This is a genomic window from Pseudomonas sp. SJZ077, assembly GCF_007993905.1.
Lineage (GTDB): Bacteria > Pseudomonadota > Gammaproteobacteria > Pseudomonadales > Pseudomonadaceae > Aquipseudomonas > Aquipseudomonas mandelii.
Genome location: NZ_VIUJ01000001.1, coordinates 642210 through 659638 on the forward strand (window position 1 = coordinate 642210; position 17429 = coordinate 659638).

14 protein-coding genes are annotated in these 17429 nt (G+C 58.1%); 2 read left to right on the forward strand and 12 right to left on the reverse strand.

Features of this window, described 5'->3' with window-relative positions:
• Nucleotides 1-26: 26 nt before the first annotated feature.
• The 7 genes from lpdA to sdhC form a co-directional block, all read right to left on the reverse strand.
• Nucleotides 27-1463 (reverse strand): dihydrolipoyl dehydrogenase, encoded by a 1437-nt coding sequence (gene lpdA, locus FBY01_RS03215; RefSeq protein ID WP_010456846.1) that lies wholly within the window; start codon nucleotides 1461-1463, stop codon nucleotides 27-29.
• A gap of 107 nt (nucleotides 1464-1570) precedes the next feature.
• Nucleotides 1571-2791: a 2-oxoglutarate dehydrogenase complex dihydrolipoyllysine-residue succinyltransferase gene (gene odhB / locus FBY01_RS03220; RefSeq protein WP_010456848.1), complete on the reverse strand. Its 1221-nt coding sequence runs from the start codon at nucleotides 2789-2791 to the stop codon at nucleotides 1571-1573.
• A 42-nt stretch (nucleotides 2792-2833) separates the two neighbouring features.
• Entirely contained in the window at nucleotides 2834-5665 is a 2832-nt protein-coding gene (locus tag FBY01_RS03225) for a 2-oxoglutarate dehydrogenase E1 component (protein WP_102595535.1), read from the reverse strand.
• A gap of 259 nt (nucleotides 5666-5924) precedes the next feature.
• Nucleotides 5925-6629, reverse strand: a complete 705-nt coding sequence (locus FBY01_RS03230) for a succinate dehydrogenase iron-sulfur subunit (protein ID WP_010456852.1) — start codon at nucleotides 6627-6629, stop codon at nucleotides 5925-5927.
• Between the two features lie 11 nt (nucleotides 6630-6640).
• A complete protein-coding gene (gene sdhA, locus FBY01_RS03235) occupies nucleotides 6641-8416 on the reverse strand; it encodes a succinate dehydrogenase flavoprotein subunit (RefSeq protein ID WP_008032662.1) in 1776 nt (591 codons plus the stop codon).
• Between the two features lie 3 nt (nucleotides 8417-8419).
• Complete coding sequence (sdhD, locus tag FBY01_RS03240; RefSeq protein ID WP_007945134.1) at nucleotides 8420-8788, reverse strand: succinate dehydrogenase, hydrophobic membrane anchor protein; 369 nt, start codon at nucleotides 8786-8788, stop codon at nucleotides 8420-8422.
• On the reverse strand, nucleotides 8782-9156 hold the full coding sequence (gene sdhC, locus FBY01_RS03245; RefSeq protein ID WP_010456855.1) for a succinate dehydrogenase, cytochrome b556 subunit: 375 nt from the start codon (nucleotides 9154-9156) through the stop codon (nucleotides 8782-8784). Before sdhC ends, sdhD begins: the two co-directional genes overlap by 7 nt.
• 363 nt (nucleotides 9157-9519) lie before the next feature.
• On the opposite strand from sdhC, the gene gltA reads away from it, so the two are divergent.
• Complete coding sequence (gene gltA, locus FBY01_RS03250; protein ID WP_010456856.1) at nucleotides 9520-10809, forward strand: citrate synthase; 1290 nt, start codon at nucleotides 9520-9522, stop codon at nucleotides 10807-10809.
• A gap of 260 nt (nucleotides 10810-11069) precedes the next feature.
• Here the strand turns inward: gltA and FBY01_RS03255 are convergent, their stop codons facing one another.
• From FBY01_RS03255 to FBY01_RS03275, 4 genes are all read right to left on the reverse strand, one after another.
• Nucleotides 11070-11261, reverse strand: a complete 192-nt coding sequence (locus FBY01_RS03255; RefSeq protein WP_145305802.1) for a hypothetical protein — start codon at nucleotides 11259-11261, stop codon at nucleotides 11070-11072.
• Between the two features lie 643 nt (nucleotides 11262-11904).
• Nucleotides 11905-13563 (reverse strand): cation acetate symporter, encoded by a 1659-nt coding sequence (locus FBY01_RS03265; protein WP_145305799.1) that lies wholly within the window; start codon nucleotides 13561-13563, stop codon nucleotides 11905-11907.
• Nucleotides 13560-13871, reverse strand: coding sequence for a DUF485 domain-containing protein (locus FBY01_RS03270; protein ID WP_010456859.1), 312 nt, complete (start codon nucleotides 13869-13871; stop codon nucleotides 13560-13562). Before FBY01_RS03270 ends, FBY01_RS03265 begins: the two co-directional genes overlap by 4 nt.
• A gap of 271 nt (nucleotides 13872-14142) precedes the next feature.
• A complete protein-coding gene (locus FBY01_RS03275) occupies nucleotides 14143-14994 on the reverse strand; it encodes a glycine betaine ABC transporter substrate-binding protein (protein WP_010456861.1) in 852 nt (283 codons plus the stop codon).
• 299 nt (nucleotides 14995-15293) lie between these two features.
• Here FBY01_RS03275 and FBY01_RS03285 point away from each other — a divergent pair, with 299 nt between their 5' ends.
• Nucleotides 15294-16889 (forward strand): glycosyl hydrolase family 17 protein, encoded by a 1596-nt coding sequence (locus FBY01_RS03285; protein ID WP_145305797.1) that lies wholly within the window; start codon nucleotides 15294-15296, stop codon nucleotides 16887-16889.
• A 120-nt stretch (nucleotides 16890-17009) separates the two neighbouring features.
• Here the strand turns inward: FBY01_RS03285 and FBY01_RS03290 are convergent, their stop codons facing one another.
• Nucleotides 17010-17378 (reverse strand): hypothetical protein, encoded by a 369-nt coding sequence (locus FBY01_RS03290; RefSeq protein WP_145305795.1) that lies wholly within the window; start codon nucleotides 17376-17378, stop codon nucleotides 17010-17012.
• Nucleotides 17379-17429: the final 51 nt, after the last annotated feature.

Below are 17429 nucleotides of genomic sequence, written 5' to 3' on the forward strand. Positions count from 1 at the left end.
CCATACCGCCGTGGTTTCTTATTGTCTTAACGCTTCTTGCGGTTGGCGATGTGGATGGCGCCGCCATTCACAGCCAGAGCAGCTTCGTGCAAGGCTTCAGACAGGGTCGGATGGGAGAAAACCATCATGCCCAGGTCTTCAGCGCTGGTGCCGAACTCCATGCCGATCGCGCCCTGCTGAACCAGTTCTGCAGCGCTCGGGCCAATCACGTGGACGCCCAATACGCGGTCAGTCTTGGCATCAGCAATGACTTTCACGAAACCGCCGGTGTCGTTGGCTGCCATGGCACGGCCACTGGCTGCGAACGGGAAGGTGCCAACGTTAACTTCAACGCCTTCAGCCTTCAATACCTGCTCGGTCTTGCCGACCCACGCGATTTCCGGGTGAGTATAAATAACAGACGGGATCAGGTCATAGTTGATTTGGGCTTTGTGGCCCTTGATGCGCTCAACCACCATGATGCCTTCTTCGGACGCCTTGTGCGCCAGCATCATGCCGCGAACCACGTCACCGATCGCGTAAACGCCCGGTACGCTGGTGGTGCACTGGTCGTCAACGAATACGAAACCGCGCTCGTCGATGTTCACACCGCTGTCGGCAGCCAACAGTTCGGTGGTCACTGGACGGCGACCAACGGCAACGATCAGCTTGTCGAAGGTGATGTTCTGTTCGCCGTTGGCATCGGTGTAGTTCACCACGACTTCGTCGCCGTTCACTTTGGAACCGGTAACGCGAGCGCCCAGCTTGATGTCCAGACCTTGTTTGGTCAGGGTCTTGAAGGCTTCTTTGGAAACGGCTTCGTCAGCGGCTGGCAGGAACTTTTCCAGCGCTTCCAGGACAACCACTTGCGAACCCAGACGCGACCAGACAGAACCCAGTTCCAGACCGATGACGCCAGCGCCGATTACGCCCAGACGCTTGGGAACGGATTGGAATTCCAGCGCGCCGGTCGAATCGACGATGACGTTCTGGTCAACCGGAGCCGGTGGAATGTCGATCGGACGCGAGCCCGAAGCCAGAATCACGTTCTCGGCTTCGATGATTTCAACGGTGCCGTCTGGCTTGGTCAGCTCGACTTTCTTGCCAGCCAGCAGCTTGCCGTGGCCTTGCAGGGAAGTGACGCCGTTCGCCTTGAACAGGGTGGCAACGCCAGAGGTCAGGCCTTTGACGATGTTGGCTTTACGGCCAACCATTGCCGCCACGTCCATGGTTACGCCAGCGTGATTGATGCCGTGGATCGCGAAGCCTTCTTTGGCTTCCTTGTACTTCCAGGAGCTGTCCAGCAGCGCCTTGGATGGAATGCAGCCGACGTTCAGGCAAGTACCGCCGAGGGCCAGTTTGCCTTCCTTGTCGGTGTATTTCTCGATGCAGGCAGTGGAGAGGCCCAGCTGCGCTGCTTTAATGGCAGCCACGTAGCCGCCAGGGCCCGCGCCAATCACTACCACGTCGAATTTCTGAGTCATAAAAAAGGTTCCCTTTTAGCAGCAAGCTTCAAGCCGCGAGCTGCAAGTTGAAGCCCATTCGCATGTTTTGCGCTTGAGGCTTGCAGCTTGCAGCTTGCAGCTGCTTTTTAGATATCCAGCAGCAAACGAGCCGGGTCTTCCAGCAGGTTCTTGATGGTAACCAGGAAGGTCACAGCTTCTTTGCCATCGATCAGACGGTGATCGTAGGACAGAGCGAGGTACATCATCGGACGGATCACGACCTGACCGTTGATCGCCATAGGACGCTGCAGAATGTTGTGCATGCCCAGGATGGCCGCTTGCGGCGGGTTGACGATCGGAGTCGACATCATCGAACCGAAGGTACCACCGTTGGTGATGGTGAACGTACCGCCGGTCATTTCGTCCATCGACAGTTTGCCGTCGCGAGCCTTCTTGCCGAAGGTGGCGATGCCGCCTTCGATTTCAGCCAGGCTCATCAGTTCGGCGTTACGCAGAACCGGTACAACCAGGCCGCGGTCGCTGGAAACAGCCACGCCGACGTCGGCATAACCGTGGTAAACGATGTCGGCACCGTCGATCGACGCGTTGACAGCCGGGAAGCGTTTCAGCGCTTCGGTGGCAGCCTTGACGAAGAACGACATGAAGCCCAGGCGCACACCGTTGTGGGACTTCTCGAACAGGTCTTTGTACTTCGAACGCAGGGCCATGACTTCAGTCATGTCGACTTCGTTGAAGGTGGTCAGCATCGCCATGTTCGACTGGGCTTCTACCAGGCGCTTGGCCACGGTAGCGCGAACGCGGGTCATCGGAACGCGCTTCTCGATGCGGTCGCCAGCGGCGAACACAGGAGCAGCGGCAGCCGGAGCAGCAGCCTTGGCAGGCGCGGCAGCCGGAGCAGCTTTCTTGGCAGCAACGGCTGCAACCACGTCTTCCTTGGTCACACGACCGCCTTTGCCAGTGCCGGCAACGGAAGCGATGTTGATGCCGTTTTCTTCAGCCAGCTTGCGAGCAGCCGGTGCAGCAACAGGATCGTCTTCGCCTTCGGCGGCTGGCGCAGCAGCTTGTGCAGCAGCCGGAGCCGCGGCAGCAGCTGGAGCGGCAGCAGCGCCGCCCGCTTCGATGGAGCCCAGCACTTCGTCGGACAGAACGGTGTCGCCTTCGTTCTTGACGATAGCGCCCAGCACGCCGTCAGCGGTAGCCAACACTTCCAGCACAACCTTGTCGGTTTCGATGTCGACGATCAGGTCGTCACGCTTTACAGCGTCGCCCGGTTTTTTGTGCCAGGTGGCAACGGTGCCATCGGCAACCGATTCCGGGAAAGTGGGGGCTTTGATTTCGATAGCCATTATCTGTGGGTCCTTAAATTCGGTTTCAGGTGCGCGAAGGCGTTAAACAGTAAAGGCGTCTTGCAGCAGTTTTTCCTGCTGCTCAGCGTGCATCGATGCATAACCACAAGCAGGTGCAGCAGAAGCATCACGGCCGGCGTACTCGAGAACGAGTGCCTTGTTGTGATTGCCCACGATGCGGCGCATGTGGTGCTGGCTGCAGTACCAGGCACCCTGGTTCATCGGCTCTTCCTGACACCAAACGATATGTTTGAGGTTGGTGTACGGAGCCAGGACTTCATTCAAGTCGTCCTCAGGGAACGGGTACAGCTGCTCGATACGCACGATGGCGATGTCATCACGACCTTCGGCACGGCGTTTTTCCAGCAGGTCGTAGTAGACCTTGCCGCTACACAGAACAATGCGCTCGACCTTTTTCGGGTCTTGAACATCGATTTCCGGGATCACGGTCTGGAACGAACCTTCGGCCAGATCTTCCAGGGTCGATATGGCCAGTTTGTGACGCAGCAGCGACTTCGGAGTCAGAACGATCAATGGCTTGCGCAGCGGGCGAATCACCTGACGACGCAGCAAGTGGTAGATCTGGGCCGGCGTGGTCGGTACGGCTACCTGAATGTTGTGCTCGGCGCACAGTTGCAGGTAACGCTCCAGACGCGCCGACGAGTGCTCCGGCCCCTGACCTTCATAACCGTGCGGCAGCAGCATGGTCAGACCGCAAAGACGGCCCCACTTGTGCTCGCCGCTGGTGATGAACTGGTCGATAACCACCTGGGCACCGTTGGCGAAGTCGCCGAACTGGGCTTCCCAGATCACCAGCGCCTCAGGCGTGGTGGTCGAGTAACCGTATTCGAACGCCAGCACGGCTTCTTCGGACAGGAACGAATCGTACAGGTCGAAACGTGGCTGGCCCTTGTACAGGTTTTGCAGCGGGACGTAGGTCCCCGCGTCTTTCTGGTTGTGCAAGACAGCGTGACGGTGCGAGAACGTGCCGCGACCGATGTCCTGACCCGTCATGCGAATCGGGTGACCTTCGAACGCCAGGGTCGCGTACGCCATGGTTTCGGCGTAACCCCAGTTGATCGGCAGGCCGCCGGCTTGCATCTTCTGACGGTCTTCGTAGATTTTCGAGACCTGGCGCTGAACCACGAAGCCTTCCGGGATTTCCAGCAGCTTGGCGGACAGTTCCTGCAAGGTTTTCAGATCGAAACGCGTGTCGTGACGCGCGGTCCAGGCGTGGCCCAGATACGGACGCCAGTCCACGAACAACTCTTTGTTCGGCTCTTTGACCAGGCTTTTTACAACATGCAGGCCGTTGTCCAGCGCGTTGCGGTATTCGTCGACTTTCGCCTGAACACGCTCTGCGTCGAGTACACCGCCCTGGGTCAGACGATCGGCGTACAGCTCACGGGTGGTGCGCTGCTTGGTGATCTGCTGATACATGATCGGCTGGGTGCCACTTGGCTCGTCGGCCTCGTTGTGGCCACGACGACGGTAGCAGACCAGGTCGATTACCACGTCACGCTTGAACTGCATGCGGTAGTCGATGGCCAACTGGGTCACGAACAATACGGCTTCCGGATCATCACCATTCACATGGAGGATCGGCGCCTGGATCATTTTCGCAACGTCGGTCGCGTACTCGGTGGAACGCGAGTCCAGCGGGTTGCTGATGGTGAAACCGACCTGGTTGTTGATCACGATGTGCACGGTGCCGCCGGTCTTGAAACCGCGGGTCTGCGACATCTGGAAGGTTTCCATCACCACGCCCTGACCGGCGAATGCCGCGTCACCGTGGATGGAGATCGGCAGTACCTTCTCGCCGGTAGGGTCGTTACGACGATCCTGACGGGCGCGAACCGAACCCTCGACCACTGGAGATACGATTTCCAGGTGGGACGGGTTGAAGGCCATCGCCAGGTGAACTTCACCGCCGGTGGTCATGACGTTGGACGAGAAGCCCTGGTGATACTTAACGTCACCGGAACCCAGCTCGACCTTCTTCTTGCCTTCGAACTCGTCGAACAGCTCGCGCGGGTTCTTGCCGAAGGTGTTGACCAGCACGTTCAGACGGCCACGGTGGGCCATGCCGATAACGATTTCCTTGGTGCCGTAGGAACCGGAACGCTGGATCAACTCGTCGAGCATCGGAATCAGGCTCTCGCCGCCTTCCAGGCCGAAACGCTTGGTACCCGGGTATTTGGTGCCCAGGTATTTTTCCAGGCCTTCGCCGGCGGTGACGCGCTCGAGCAGGTGGCTCTTGATGTCGGCGGAGTACGTCGGACGACCACGCACGCTTTCCAGACGCTGCTGGAACCACTGGCGCTGCTCGGAATCGGTGATATGCGTAAATTCAGCGCCGATGGTGCGGCAATATGTCTGCTGCAACGCTTCGTGAATTTCGCGTAGGCTCGCCTCCTCTTTGCCGATGAACAGGTCGCCGGCACGGAAGGTCGTATCAAGATCGGCATTGGTCAAGCCGTAATGATTGATCGACAGGTCTGCAGGTGCAGGACGCTGCCACAGCCCCAGCGGGTCAAGCTGGGCTGCCTGGTGGCCACGCATACGGTAGGCCTGGATCAATCGCAGCACTTCAACTTGCTTCTTCTCGTGCTCACTGCTCACGCTGCCGGCGGAAACCGGTTGGGCGCGGCGCTGGTTCTTTGCCAGCAAGACGAAATGATCGCGAATTGTGGAGTGCGAAACATCGGTGGCAGAGCTGCCGTCAATAGGCAGCTTCTGAAAGTAGGTGCGCCACTCTTCTGGCACAGCGTTAGGGTCGTGCAGGTAGAGCTCATAAAGCTCTTCCACATAGGCAGCGTTTCCACCTGAAAGGTAGGCGCTGTTCCACATGCGCTGCATCACGCTTTCTTGCATGCTTGGTCACCCTCGGTTAGGGGAACACCACCGGCGTCGACACCGAGCAAACTTGCAGAAGTCCGAATGCAGCGACCAAAACAAGCCACTTAGGATCACGCTGATAGTCCGGGTACCAGCCCGGATGCCCCTGCTTGTCTCATTTCTTCAAAATAAGAGCCGCAGCCTTGTAAGCTGCTGCCCAGGTTAAAACTACGGCGCCGGTTGAAGCCTGCGCCGTAGCATCTACGGGTACAGCGGTCTTGCAATTACAGCTGAATCACACGCCGCTTTGCAGCAGCATGTTACGCACGTGACCGATGGCCTTAGTCGGGTTCAGGCCTTTCGGACAGACGTTGACGCAGTTCATGATCCCGCGGCAGCGGAATACGCTGAACGGGTCATCCAGCGAAGCCAGACGCTCGGCAGTCTTGGTGTCGCGGCTGTCTGCCAGGAAGCGGTACGCTTGCAGCAGTGCAGCCGGGCCCAGGAACTTGTCCGGGTTCCACCAGAAGGACGGGCAAGAGGTCGAGCAGCAAGCGCACAGGATGCACTCGTACAGACCGTCAAGCTTTTCACGCTCTTCCGGGGTCTGCAGACGTTCGATGGCCGGAGCCGGCGTGTCGTTCTGCAGGTATGGCTTAACCTTCTCGTATTGCTTGTAGAAGATGCTCATATCGACGACCAGGTCACGGATAACCGGCAAACCTGGCAGCGGACGAACAATCAGCTTGTTACCTTTTACGACAGAAGACAGCGGCGTGACGCAGGCCAGGCCGTTTTTGCCGTTGATGTTCATGCCGTCGGAACCGCAAACACCTTCACGGCAAGAGCGACGATAGGAGAAACCTTCGTCCTGCTCTTTGATCAGGGCCAGCACGTCCAGCACCATCAGGTCTTTACCACCGGTGTCGACCTGGAATTCCTGCATGAACGGCGCAGCGTCCTGATCAGGGTTGTAGCGATAAACACTGACTTGCAACATGGCGGCCACCCTTAATAAGTCCGAATCTTAGGTTCAAAAGTCGGAACAGTTTTCGGCGAGAAGTTCACGGCACGCTTGGTCACGCGCTTGTCACCCGGGAAGTACAGGGTGTGGCACAGCCAGTTTTCGTCGTCGCGATCTTCGTAGTCTTCACGGGCGTGAGCGCCGCGGGACTCTTTGCGGATCTCTGCAGCGATGGCGGTGGCTTCGGCCACTTCCAGCAGGTTTTGCAGTTCCAGGGCTTCGATTCGAGCGGTGTTGAACGCCTGGCTCTTGTCGTTGATCTTGACGTTGGCGATACGGCCACGCAGGTCAGCCAGCTGGGCAATACCCTTCTGCATGTATTCACCGGTACGGAATACACCGAAGTAGTTCTGCATGCAGCTTTGCAGTTCTTTACGCAGAGTGGCGACGTCTTCGCCTTCTGTACGCGAGTTCAGGCCATCGAGACGAGCCAGGGCTGCGTCGATGTCGGACTGGCGAGGACGAGCGTAATCAACGCCTTCTTTCAGGGTCTGCTCCAGGAACAGACCGGCCGCACGGCCGAATACCACCAGGTCGAGCAGCGAGTTGCCACCCAGACGGTTGGCACCGTGAACCGATACGCAGGCCACTTCGCCCACTGCGAACAGACCAGGAATGATCTGGTCGACGCCGTCGGCGTCCTGGGTGATTGCCTGGCCATGAATGTTGGTGGCAACGCCGCCCATCATATAGTGGCAGGTTGGAACGACCGGAATCGGCGCCACGGCTGGATCGACGTGGGCGAAAGTCTTGGACAGTTCCATGATGCCTGGCAGACGACTGTGCAGAACTTCTTCACCGAGGTGATCGAGTTTCAGCATTACGTGGTCGCCATCCGGACCGCAACCGTTGCCGGCGATGATTTCTTTAACCATCGAACGGGCAACAACGTCACGACCTGCAAGGTCTTTGGCGTTCGGAGCATAACGCTCCATGAAACGCTCGCCGTGCTTGTTGATCAGGTAACCGCCTTCACCGCGGCAACCTTCAGTCACCAACACACCGGCGCCGGCGATTCCGGTCGGGTGGAACTGCCACATTTCAATGTCTTGTACCGGCACGCCAGCACGCAGAGCCATGCCGACGCCGTCACCGGTGTTGATCAGGGCATTGGTGGTGGACGAGTAGATACGACCTGCACCGCCAGTCGCCAATACGGTGGCGTTAGCGCGTACGTAGGAAGTTTCGCCGGTTTCGATGCAGATGACGATCATGCCGACAAAGGCACCGTCTTCGTTCTTCACCAGATCCACACCGTAGTATTCGTTGAGGAATACGGTGCCAGCCTTGAGGTTGGCCTGGTACAGGGTGTGCAGCAGTGCGTGACCAGTACGGTCGGCAGCGGCGCATGTACGTGCAGCCTGGCCACCTTTACCGAAGTCTTTCGACTGACCGCCGAACGGACGCTGATAGATGCGGCCCTGTTCGGTACGGGAGAACGGCAAACCCATGTGCTCGAGTTCGAAAACGGCTTCCGGGCCTACGGAACACATGTACTCGATAGCGTCCTGGTCACCGATGTAGTCGGAACCCTTGACGGTATCGTACATGTGCCAGCGCCAGTCATCGTTCGGATCTGCCGAGGCGATGGCGCAGGTGATGCCACCCTGGGCGGATACGGTGTGCGAACGAGTCGGGAAAACCTTGGTAACTACGGCAGTCTTGTGACCACCTTGTGCCAGTTGCAGCGCAGCGCGCATGCCAGCACCGCCGCCGCCAATGATGATGGCGTCGAACGAAAGCGTATTAACTGTAGTAGACATGAATCAGATACCCCAGAGAATCTGCACACCCCAGACGAAGTAAGCGAACATCGCAACGCCGCATACCGCCTGAAAAAGGAAACGTATTGCAGTTGCGGACTTGCCGAACGCCATTGGCGTCAGGTAGTCGGTCGCGATGGTCCACATGCCGACCCAGGCGTGAGCGCCGAGGGCAACGAGGGCCAGGAGACTGAAAATACGCATCCAGTTGCTTGCGAACAGTTCATGCCATTGGGCGTAGCCGATGCCAGGGTTGGCGACGACGTATCCGATCAGGAAAATGAAATAAGCCGCGAGAACGACCGCAGACACACGTTGTGCCATCCAGTCATAGAGGCCCGAACGGGACAGGTTCGTGACGTTAGTTACCATATCCAAACTCCTGCCAGAACGATTACCACCACGGAAACGGCGATAACGATTTTCGAGCCCAGTTTGCCGCCTTCAAGCGACTCGCCGATGCCCATGTCCATGATCAAATGGCGCACACCGGCAACCAGGTGATACAGCAAGGCGGACAGGATGCCCCAAATCACTAGCTTGGCTAGCGGACTGGTCAGACACGCTTTCACCTGACCGAAGCCTTCTTCCGAGTCGAGCGACTTGTCCAATGCATAAAGCATGATGGCCAGGCTGACAAAGAGGATGATTCCGGAGATTCGGTGAAGAATGGACGTGTAAGCAGTGACTGGGAGTTTGATGGTCCTTAGGTCTAGGTTTACAGGTCGTTGGCTATTCACGGCTTTTTTTCACACTGAAGAGCCCCTAACAATCAGGGCAAAGTTGTTGGGGAGTGCACTGGTCAGGTACCCACCACCCAGGGAGTGCGACCCCCAGTAAAGCAGGCCCAAAAGCCCCTGGCGGTCGGAGGCCGAGTATAGACAGTTAGGCTACTAATGACAACGCGTTCACCTTCCCCTAATAGCTCATTGCACAAGTTGGATAAAAGGCGTAAATGGCAGTCAATTTCGAGGAAAAAGTCCGGTTAAAGCCTTCTGGAGCAAGACTTTAGGCAAATTGACATTCGAATTTATCTCACTATAGTGGTGCGGGCCCTGCGTGGGGGGTCTGTCTGATGATTTCAAGCATAAATAGGAGGCCACATGGCTGACAAAAAAGCGCAGTTGATCATCGAGGGCGCAGCCCCCGTCGAGCTGCCCATTTTAACCGGCACCGTTGGTCCCGATGTAATCGACGTTCGGGGCCTGACGGCCACGGGCCGTTTCACCTTTGACCCTGGTTTCATGTCGACAGCTTCCTGCGAGTCGAAGATCACCTATATCGACGGCGACAACGGCATTCTGCTGCACCGCGGTTACCCGATCGAACAGCTCGCTGAAAAATCGGACTACCTGGAAACCTGCTATCTGCTGCTCAACGGCGAATTGCCGACCGCAGAACAGAAGGCCCAGTTCGTCAGCACCGTGAAGAACCACACCATGGTTCACGAGCAGCTGAAGACCTTCTTCAACGGCTTCCGTCGCGACGCTCACCCAATGGCCGTCATGTGCGGCGTAGTTGGCGCCCTCTCGGCCTTCTATCACGACTCCCTCGACATCAATAACCCGCAGCATCGCGAAATTTCCGCGATCCGCCTGGTTGCCAAGATGCCGACCCTGGCAGCGATGGTTTACAAGTACTCCATGGGCCAACCCATGATGTACCCGCGCAACGACCTGACGTACGCGGAAAACTTCCTGCACATGATGTTCAACACCCCGTGCGAGATCAAACCGATCAGCCCGGTACTCGCCAAGGCCATGGACCGGATCTTCATCCTCCATGCCGACCACGAGCAGAACGCATCGACTTCCACTGTACGCCTGGCCGGTTCTTCGGGTGCCAACCCGTTCGCCTGTATCGCCGCCGGCATCGCTGCACTGTGGGGCCCTGCCCACGGCGGCGCGAACGAAGCTGTTCTGACCATGCTCGATGAAATTGGCGATGTGTCGAACATCGACAAGTACATTGCCAAGGCCAAGGACAAGAACGATCCGTTCAAACTGATGGGCTTCGGTCACCGGGTTTACAAAAACCGCGACCCACGCGCTACCGTCATGAAGCAGACTTGCGACGAAGTGCTGAAGGAACTGGGTATCAAGCACGACAAGCAACTCGAACTGGCCATGCGCCTGGAAGAGATCGCGCTGACCGACCCGTACTTCATCGAACGCTCGCTGTACCCGAACGTCGACTTCTACTCGGGGATCATCCTCAAGGCGATCGGCATTCCAACCAGCATGTTCACCGTGATCTTCGCCCTGGCGCGGACCGTCGGCTGGATCTCCCACTGGAAAGAAATGCTCTCCAGCCCGTACAAGATTGGCCGTCCTCGCCAGCTGTACACCGGCTATGAGTCGCGTGACATTACCAAGCTGGAAGACCGCAAATAAGACCTGTCTTGCGATAACGTCTTAAGTTGTACCGGGAACGGCCTCTATTTATATAGAGGCCGTTTTTGTTTGTGCGGTCTCAGCGGCCTTGGGGCCGACTGGGTTTTTGGTTGTGTACATATCCGTTTCTGCGGTAACGGCTACTTATGGTTTCGCTCATACCGCGAGTCCCTTTTTCAAACGCCAAAAGGGAACCAAAAGGCTTCGCCCCGACGTACGGCGCCTCGCTGAGGCTCCGCGATCCCTCGCTACGGCGTCCATCAGGGGGCATCGCCTAAGGTCTGCCGAAGGGGCGAGAGATCAAGATCAACGTCAAAAGCCAAAGCCAAAGCCAAAGCCAAAGCCAAAAGGATCACTGCCTTTCGAAAACTTGCGTACATCCGCAAGAACAGGTCGGCTGTCAGGCTGCCTTCGCGGGCAAGCCTCGCTCCTACAAGGGGTTCGCTGTACACGCTTCGCTCTTCACCACTCATCAGGCCGAGCGTTAGCTCGCCTGCAGCTTGGCCGTCATCGCTGGCAGGCCAGCTCCCACAGGGTCAGGTGTTCACCTGCAAGTCATTGGTCGGCTGTCAGGCCGCCTTCGCGGGCAAGCCTCGCTCCTACAAGGGGTTCGGTGTAAACGCTTCGCTCTTCACCACTCATCAGGCCGAGCGTTAGCTCGCCTGCAGCTCTTGATCTTGAACTACCCGCCCCTTTCGGGAGGCTGAGTGGAGGTGTTCATCCGGGGAGTGGCGCGCAGCGCCGTTCGACGCAGTCGAACACGCTGCATGTAGGTCGTCGCGAAGCAGACCGGAGGGCAGTGTCCCCGGATGGATACCGGAGCGAAGGTACGCCGAGCCTTAGCGAGGGGCCGGACGCTTGGGGCGAGACTTTTTGGTTCCTTTTGTGGCGTTTGACAAAAGGGACTCGCCGTAAGGGCGAAACCATAAGTGGCCGTTACCGCAGGAATGGATATGTACACCCGAGAGAGACAGGCCGCCTTCGCGGGCAAGCCTCGCTCCTACACCAAATACCATCGCCAACAAAAAAAATGCCCCGATCTCTCGACCAGGGCATTTTTCGTTTAACGCAATTTACACAGACAAACCCGAAGACTTAGTGAGAAACCGCCCCACTCGCCCCCAAACCGGTCTGCGAACGAACAAACTGCGGGAAGAACAGCGCACGCTCATTAACGCCAGCCGCCGACTTGTCAGTGATCGAGAAGAACCAGATCCCGATAAACGCAATGGCCATCGAGAACAGCGCCGGGTACTCATACGGGAAGATAGCCTTCTCGTGATGCAGGATCTGCACCCAGATGGTTGGACCCAGCACCATCAAACCAACCGCACTCACCAGACCCAACCAGCCGCCGATCATTGCACCGCGAGTGGTCAGCTTCTTCCAGTACATGGAAAGCAACAGCACCGGGAAGTTACAGCTCGCTGCGATGGAGAACGCCAGGCCCACCATGAACGCGATGTTCTGGCTTTCGAACAGGATGCCCAAGCCGATCGCCAGCACTGCCAAAGCGATGGTGGTGATTTTCGAGACACGGATCTCGTCCTTCTCGTTGGCCTTGCCTTTCTTGATCACGCTGGCATACAGGTCGTGAGACACCGCCGAAGCACCGGCCAGGGTCAAACCGGCAACCACCGCCAGAATGGTCGCAAACGCTACCGCCGAGATAAAGCCGAGGAAAATACTGCCACCCACCGCGTTGGCCAAGTGCACCGCCGCCATGTTGTTGCCGCCCAACAGCGCGCCAGCAGCATCTTTAAAGGCCGGGTTGGTGCTGACCAGCAGGATCGCGCCGAAGCCGATGATGAAAGTCAGGATGTAGAAGTAGCCAATGAAGCCGGTTGCATACAGCACGCTCTTGCGAGCTTCTTTTGCGTCACTCACGGTGAAGAAGCGCATCAGGATGTGCGGCAGGCCAGCGGTACCGAACATCAATGCCAGGCCAAGGGAGAACGCCGAGACCGGGTCTTTCACCAGGCCGCCGGGGCTCATGATCGCTTCGCCTTTGGCGTGAACCTTGATCGCCTCGGAGAACAGTGTGCTGAAGTCAAAGTTGACGTGCTTCATCACCATCAGCGCCATGAACGAGGCACCGGACAGCAACAGCACAGCCTTGATGATCTGCACCCAAGTGGTCGCCAGCATGCCGCCGAACAGCACGTACATGCACATCAGGACGCCGACCAGGATCACTGCTACGTGGTAATCCAGTCCGAACAGCAACTGGATCAGCTTGCCGGCACCGACCATTTGCGCGATCAGGTAGAACGCCACCACCACCAGCGAACCGCAAGCGGACAGCGAGCGAATCTGGGTTTGCCCAAGGCGGTAGGACGCCACATCGGCAAAGGTGTACTTGCCCAGGTTACGCAGGCGCTCGGCGATCAGAAACAGAATGATCGGCCAACCCACCAGGAAGCCGATCGAGTAGATCAGGCCATCGTAGCCGGAAGTGAACACCAGGGCGGAAATACCCAGGAAGGACGCCGCCGACATGTAGTCACCGGCAATCGCCAGACCATTCTGGAAACCGGTGATCTTGCCGCCGGCCGCATAGTAGTCGGCCGCCGAGTTATTTTTCTTGGAGGCCCAGTAGGTGATATACAAAGTCGCGCCGACGAACGCCACGAACATCAGGATCGCGGGGACGTTCAGCGGTTGTTTCTGAACCGCGCCGGTCAGGGCTTCAGCCGCCCAGGCACCCGGTGCGAATGCTGCAACGCTCAATAGAGCCAATAGACGCCGGATCATTGCTGAGCCTCCTTGAGAATCAGATTGTTCAGGTCGTCGAATTCGCCATTGGCGCGTCGAACATAGATTGCTGTCAGGATAAAGGCCGAGAGAATCAGCCCGACACCAATCGGTATCCCCCAGGTAATCGAAGAATCGGGGCTGATTTTCGCTCCCAGAATATGCGGCCCGTAAGCAATCAAAAGGATGAATCCGGAGTAAAGCCCAAGCATGATCGCCGAAAGAATCCAGGCGAACCTTTCTCGCTTACTAACCAGCTCCTTGAAGCGCGGGCTGTTTTGAATCGAGAGGTAAATGCTGTCGTTCATTGTTTTTATCCTCGCAGCACAGATTAAAGTTGGAACGTTATCCACTCTATGCGGCTGCGGGGCAGGTTCCAGACGACCTTAGTATTAGAACGACATGACAGAATCGCCATTTTCTGGTGTGACGCAACTTTTGTAGGAGCCAGGCTTGCCGGCGAAGGCGTCCTCACGATCGCTTTCGCCGGCAAGCCTGGCTCCTACAAAAAAAACAAAAGGCCCGTTGGCAATATGCCAAGGGGCCTTGAGAGGTGCTGACTAGAGCCGTCAGCTCAAATCACTTGATCCAGTCTGCAACGCGTTCAGGGTGTTTTGCCACCCAATCTTTCGCCGCGGCGTCAGGCTTGGCGCCGTCTTGAATCGCCAACATGACTTCGCCGATTTCGTCTTTCGAGGCCCACTGGAAGTTCTTCAGGAACTTGGCAACTTCCGGCGCCTTGGTGGCCAGTTCTTTGCTGCCGATGTTGTTCACGGTTTCAGCCGCGCCATAAACGCCTTTCGGGTCGTCCAGGAAGCGCAGTTTCCACTTGGCGAACATCCAGTGCGGTACCCAACCGGTCACAGCGATGGATTCGTTTTTCTTCTCGGCACGGGTCAGCTCGGCAATCATGCCGGCGCCGGAACTGGCCTTGAGTTGATACCCGGTCAGATCGTAATCCTTGATCGCCTGCTCGGTTTTAAGCATCACGCCCGAACCGGCGTCGATGCCGACGATGCGTTTTTTGAAGGTGTCGTCAGTTTTCAGGTCATCGATGGTTTTAGCCTTGACGTACTCCGGCACGATCAAGCCGATTTTTGCATCCTTGAAGTTCGGACCGTAATCGACGACTTGATCCTTGTTCTTGGTCCAGTATTCGCCGTGAGTCACCGGCAGCCAGGCGGACAACATGGCGTCGAGTTTGCCGGTGGCCACACCCTGCCACATGATCCCGGTGGCGACGGCTTGCAGTTTCACGTCATAACCCAGCTTTTGCTTGATCACTTCGGCGGCCACATGCGTGGTCGCGACGCTGTCGGACCAACCGTCAACGTAACCGATGCTCAGGGTTTTGCTCTCGGCATTGGCCATTGTGGAGCCAATCGCGAGCACCAGAGCGGCACCTGCGCCTAAAAGTCGTCGCATCTTCATCGTTACTTCCCCGAAAGTGCTGCGCTCGACGGGTGCCGAGTCGCGTCAACGTATTGTTATGGTGCACAGCGCCCCCATCACGCCCACCGCAAACTCGTTCGAACATCAGCGTGATTTTCCATGGGAGCACTGATGCCTCGATAATCAACCTGACGACAACCGGAACCTGTGCTGTCAGCGACCTCAAGGCATCGAGAAACGACATCAGAACGCCATTAATCACGACCGCCTGGAGTGCGCCGACCAATCCGCCCGAACTTTGCATGTCAAAATCATGCAAGCCCCCTAGCGCGGGGCAAATGAAGGTAACATGCGCGGCTTTGCTCCCAGACGGCCTGACCATGCCCGCGACCTCCCGCTTTCCTTTTCTGGCTTATCTCTTCGCTTGCCTGCTGGGGCTGTTTGCCCTTGGCGGCTTTTGGTACGGCCTTGGCAAACCGGTGATTCTGCCGGACGTGGCCAGCGCGACGCACAAGCTGCAATGCGCCTCCTACACCCCGTTCGACAAGGACCAGTCGCCGTTCGACGTGCCGTTCAAGTTGCGCCCCGAGCGCATGGACGCCGACCTCGCGCTGCTGGCCAAAAGCTTCGAGTGCATCCGCACCTATTCCATGACCGGCCTCGAGGCGTTGCCCGACCTGGCGCGCAAGCATGGTCTGAAACTGATGATTGGCGCCTGGGTCAACAGCAACCCGGTGGACACCGAGAAAGAAGTCGACCTGCTGATCGCCTCGGCCAACGCCAACGCGGACGTGGTGACCTCGGTGATCGTCGGCAACGAAACCCTGCTGCGCAAGGAAGTCACGGGTGCGCAGCTGGCAAAGCTGATCAATAAAGTCAAAAGCCAGGTCAAGCAACCGGTGACTTACGCCGATGTCTGGGAGTTTTGGCTCAAGCACCCGGAAATCGCCCCGGCAGTGGATTTCCTGACCATCCATTTGCTGCCGTACTGGGAAGATGATCCCTCGAACATCGACGCCGCGCTGCAGCATGTGGCCGAAGTGCGTCAGGTGTTCGGCAACAAATTCGCGCCCAAGGAAGTGGTGATTGGCGAAACCGGCTGGCCGAGCGAAGGCCGTCAGCGCGAAACCGCCCTGCCGAGCCGGGTTAACGAAGCCAAGTTCATTCGCGGTTTTGTCATCATGGCCGAGCAGCAAGGCTGGCATTACAACCTGATCGAAGCTTTCGACCAGCCCTGGAAGCGCGCCAGCGAAGGTGCGGTCGGTGGTTACTGGGGACTGTTCGATGCCGATCGCCAGGACAAGGGCGTGCTGGCCGGTCCCGTGTCGAACGTGCCGTACTGGTCGCAGTGGCTGGCTGTTGGCGGCTTGATTTTTCTTGGCACGCTGATCCTTGGCGGGCGTGTACGCACCACCCGCGCTGCACTGGTGCTGCCGCTGCTCGGCGCACTGGCGGCGTGCTCGATTGGCGCCTGGGGTGATCTGGCGCGGGTCACGACGCGCTTTGCCAGTGAATGGTTGTGGGTGGCGTTGCTGACGGGGTTGAATCTGTTGGTGCTGGCGCATGCCGCATTGACGCTGAGCGCTCGTACCGGTTGGCGTGAGCGGGCGTTCAATGCACTGGAGCGTCGAGCAGGCTGGCTGGTCGCCGGAGCAGGTTTTGCGGCGGCGGTGATGATGCTTGAACTGGTGATCGACCCGCGTTATCGCAGCTTTCCAAGTGTCGCCTTCATACTGCCGGCGCTGGTTTACCTGTGCCGCCCAGTGAGCGCGGCGCGCCGTGAAATCGCCCTGCTGACCTTCATCATTGGCGCCGGCATTGCACCGCAGCTGTTCCGTGAAGGGTTGCAGAACCAGCAAGCCTGGGGTTGGGCGCTGGTGAGTGTTTTGATGGTGGCGATGTTGTGGCGCTGTTTGCGGGTTCGCAAGGCGTAATCTTCAGCGCAGCTGGTGGCCTCTTCGCGCGCAAGCCACGCTCCCACAGGTTCGGCGAATACAGATGTTGTGTACGACGAAGATCCTGCAGGAGCGAGGCTTGCCCGCGAAGACGGACTATCAGGCGCTACGGGAGGCCCGGACCAGCCGCAACCCGGCAATCACTACCGCAAAAACGGCCAAGGTCGTGTTGTACAACGCCAGCGCCGGAAACCCGAACACCAGCGCCAGCACTGCCAGCCACCACCCTGCCCGGCCCGGCACCACAAACCCGATGATCGCAGCGGCCAGTGCAGCAAAGCCCAACACCTTGAAGTGAATCATCAAGCCCAGGTTCGAACGAATCTGGCATTCCCAGCGGCTCGCCTCGTCCACGCAGATGCCAACCCACTGCACATCCTCCATAAAGCCATAACGCGCGCCATAACTGGCGGCCAGCCATAATGGCAGCAGAACGAGTAGCAGAATCACGGGCAGACGGCGGGACATGAAGCACTCCAATAAACGAAAACGGCGGCCAGCTTAATCCTCCGGCAGCGC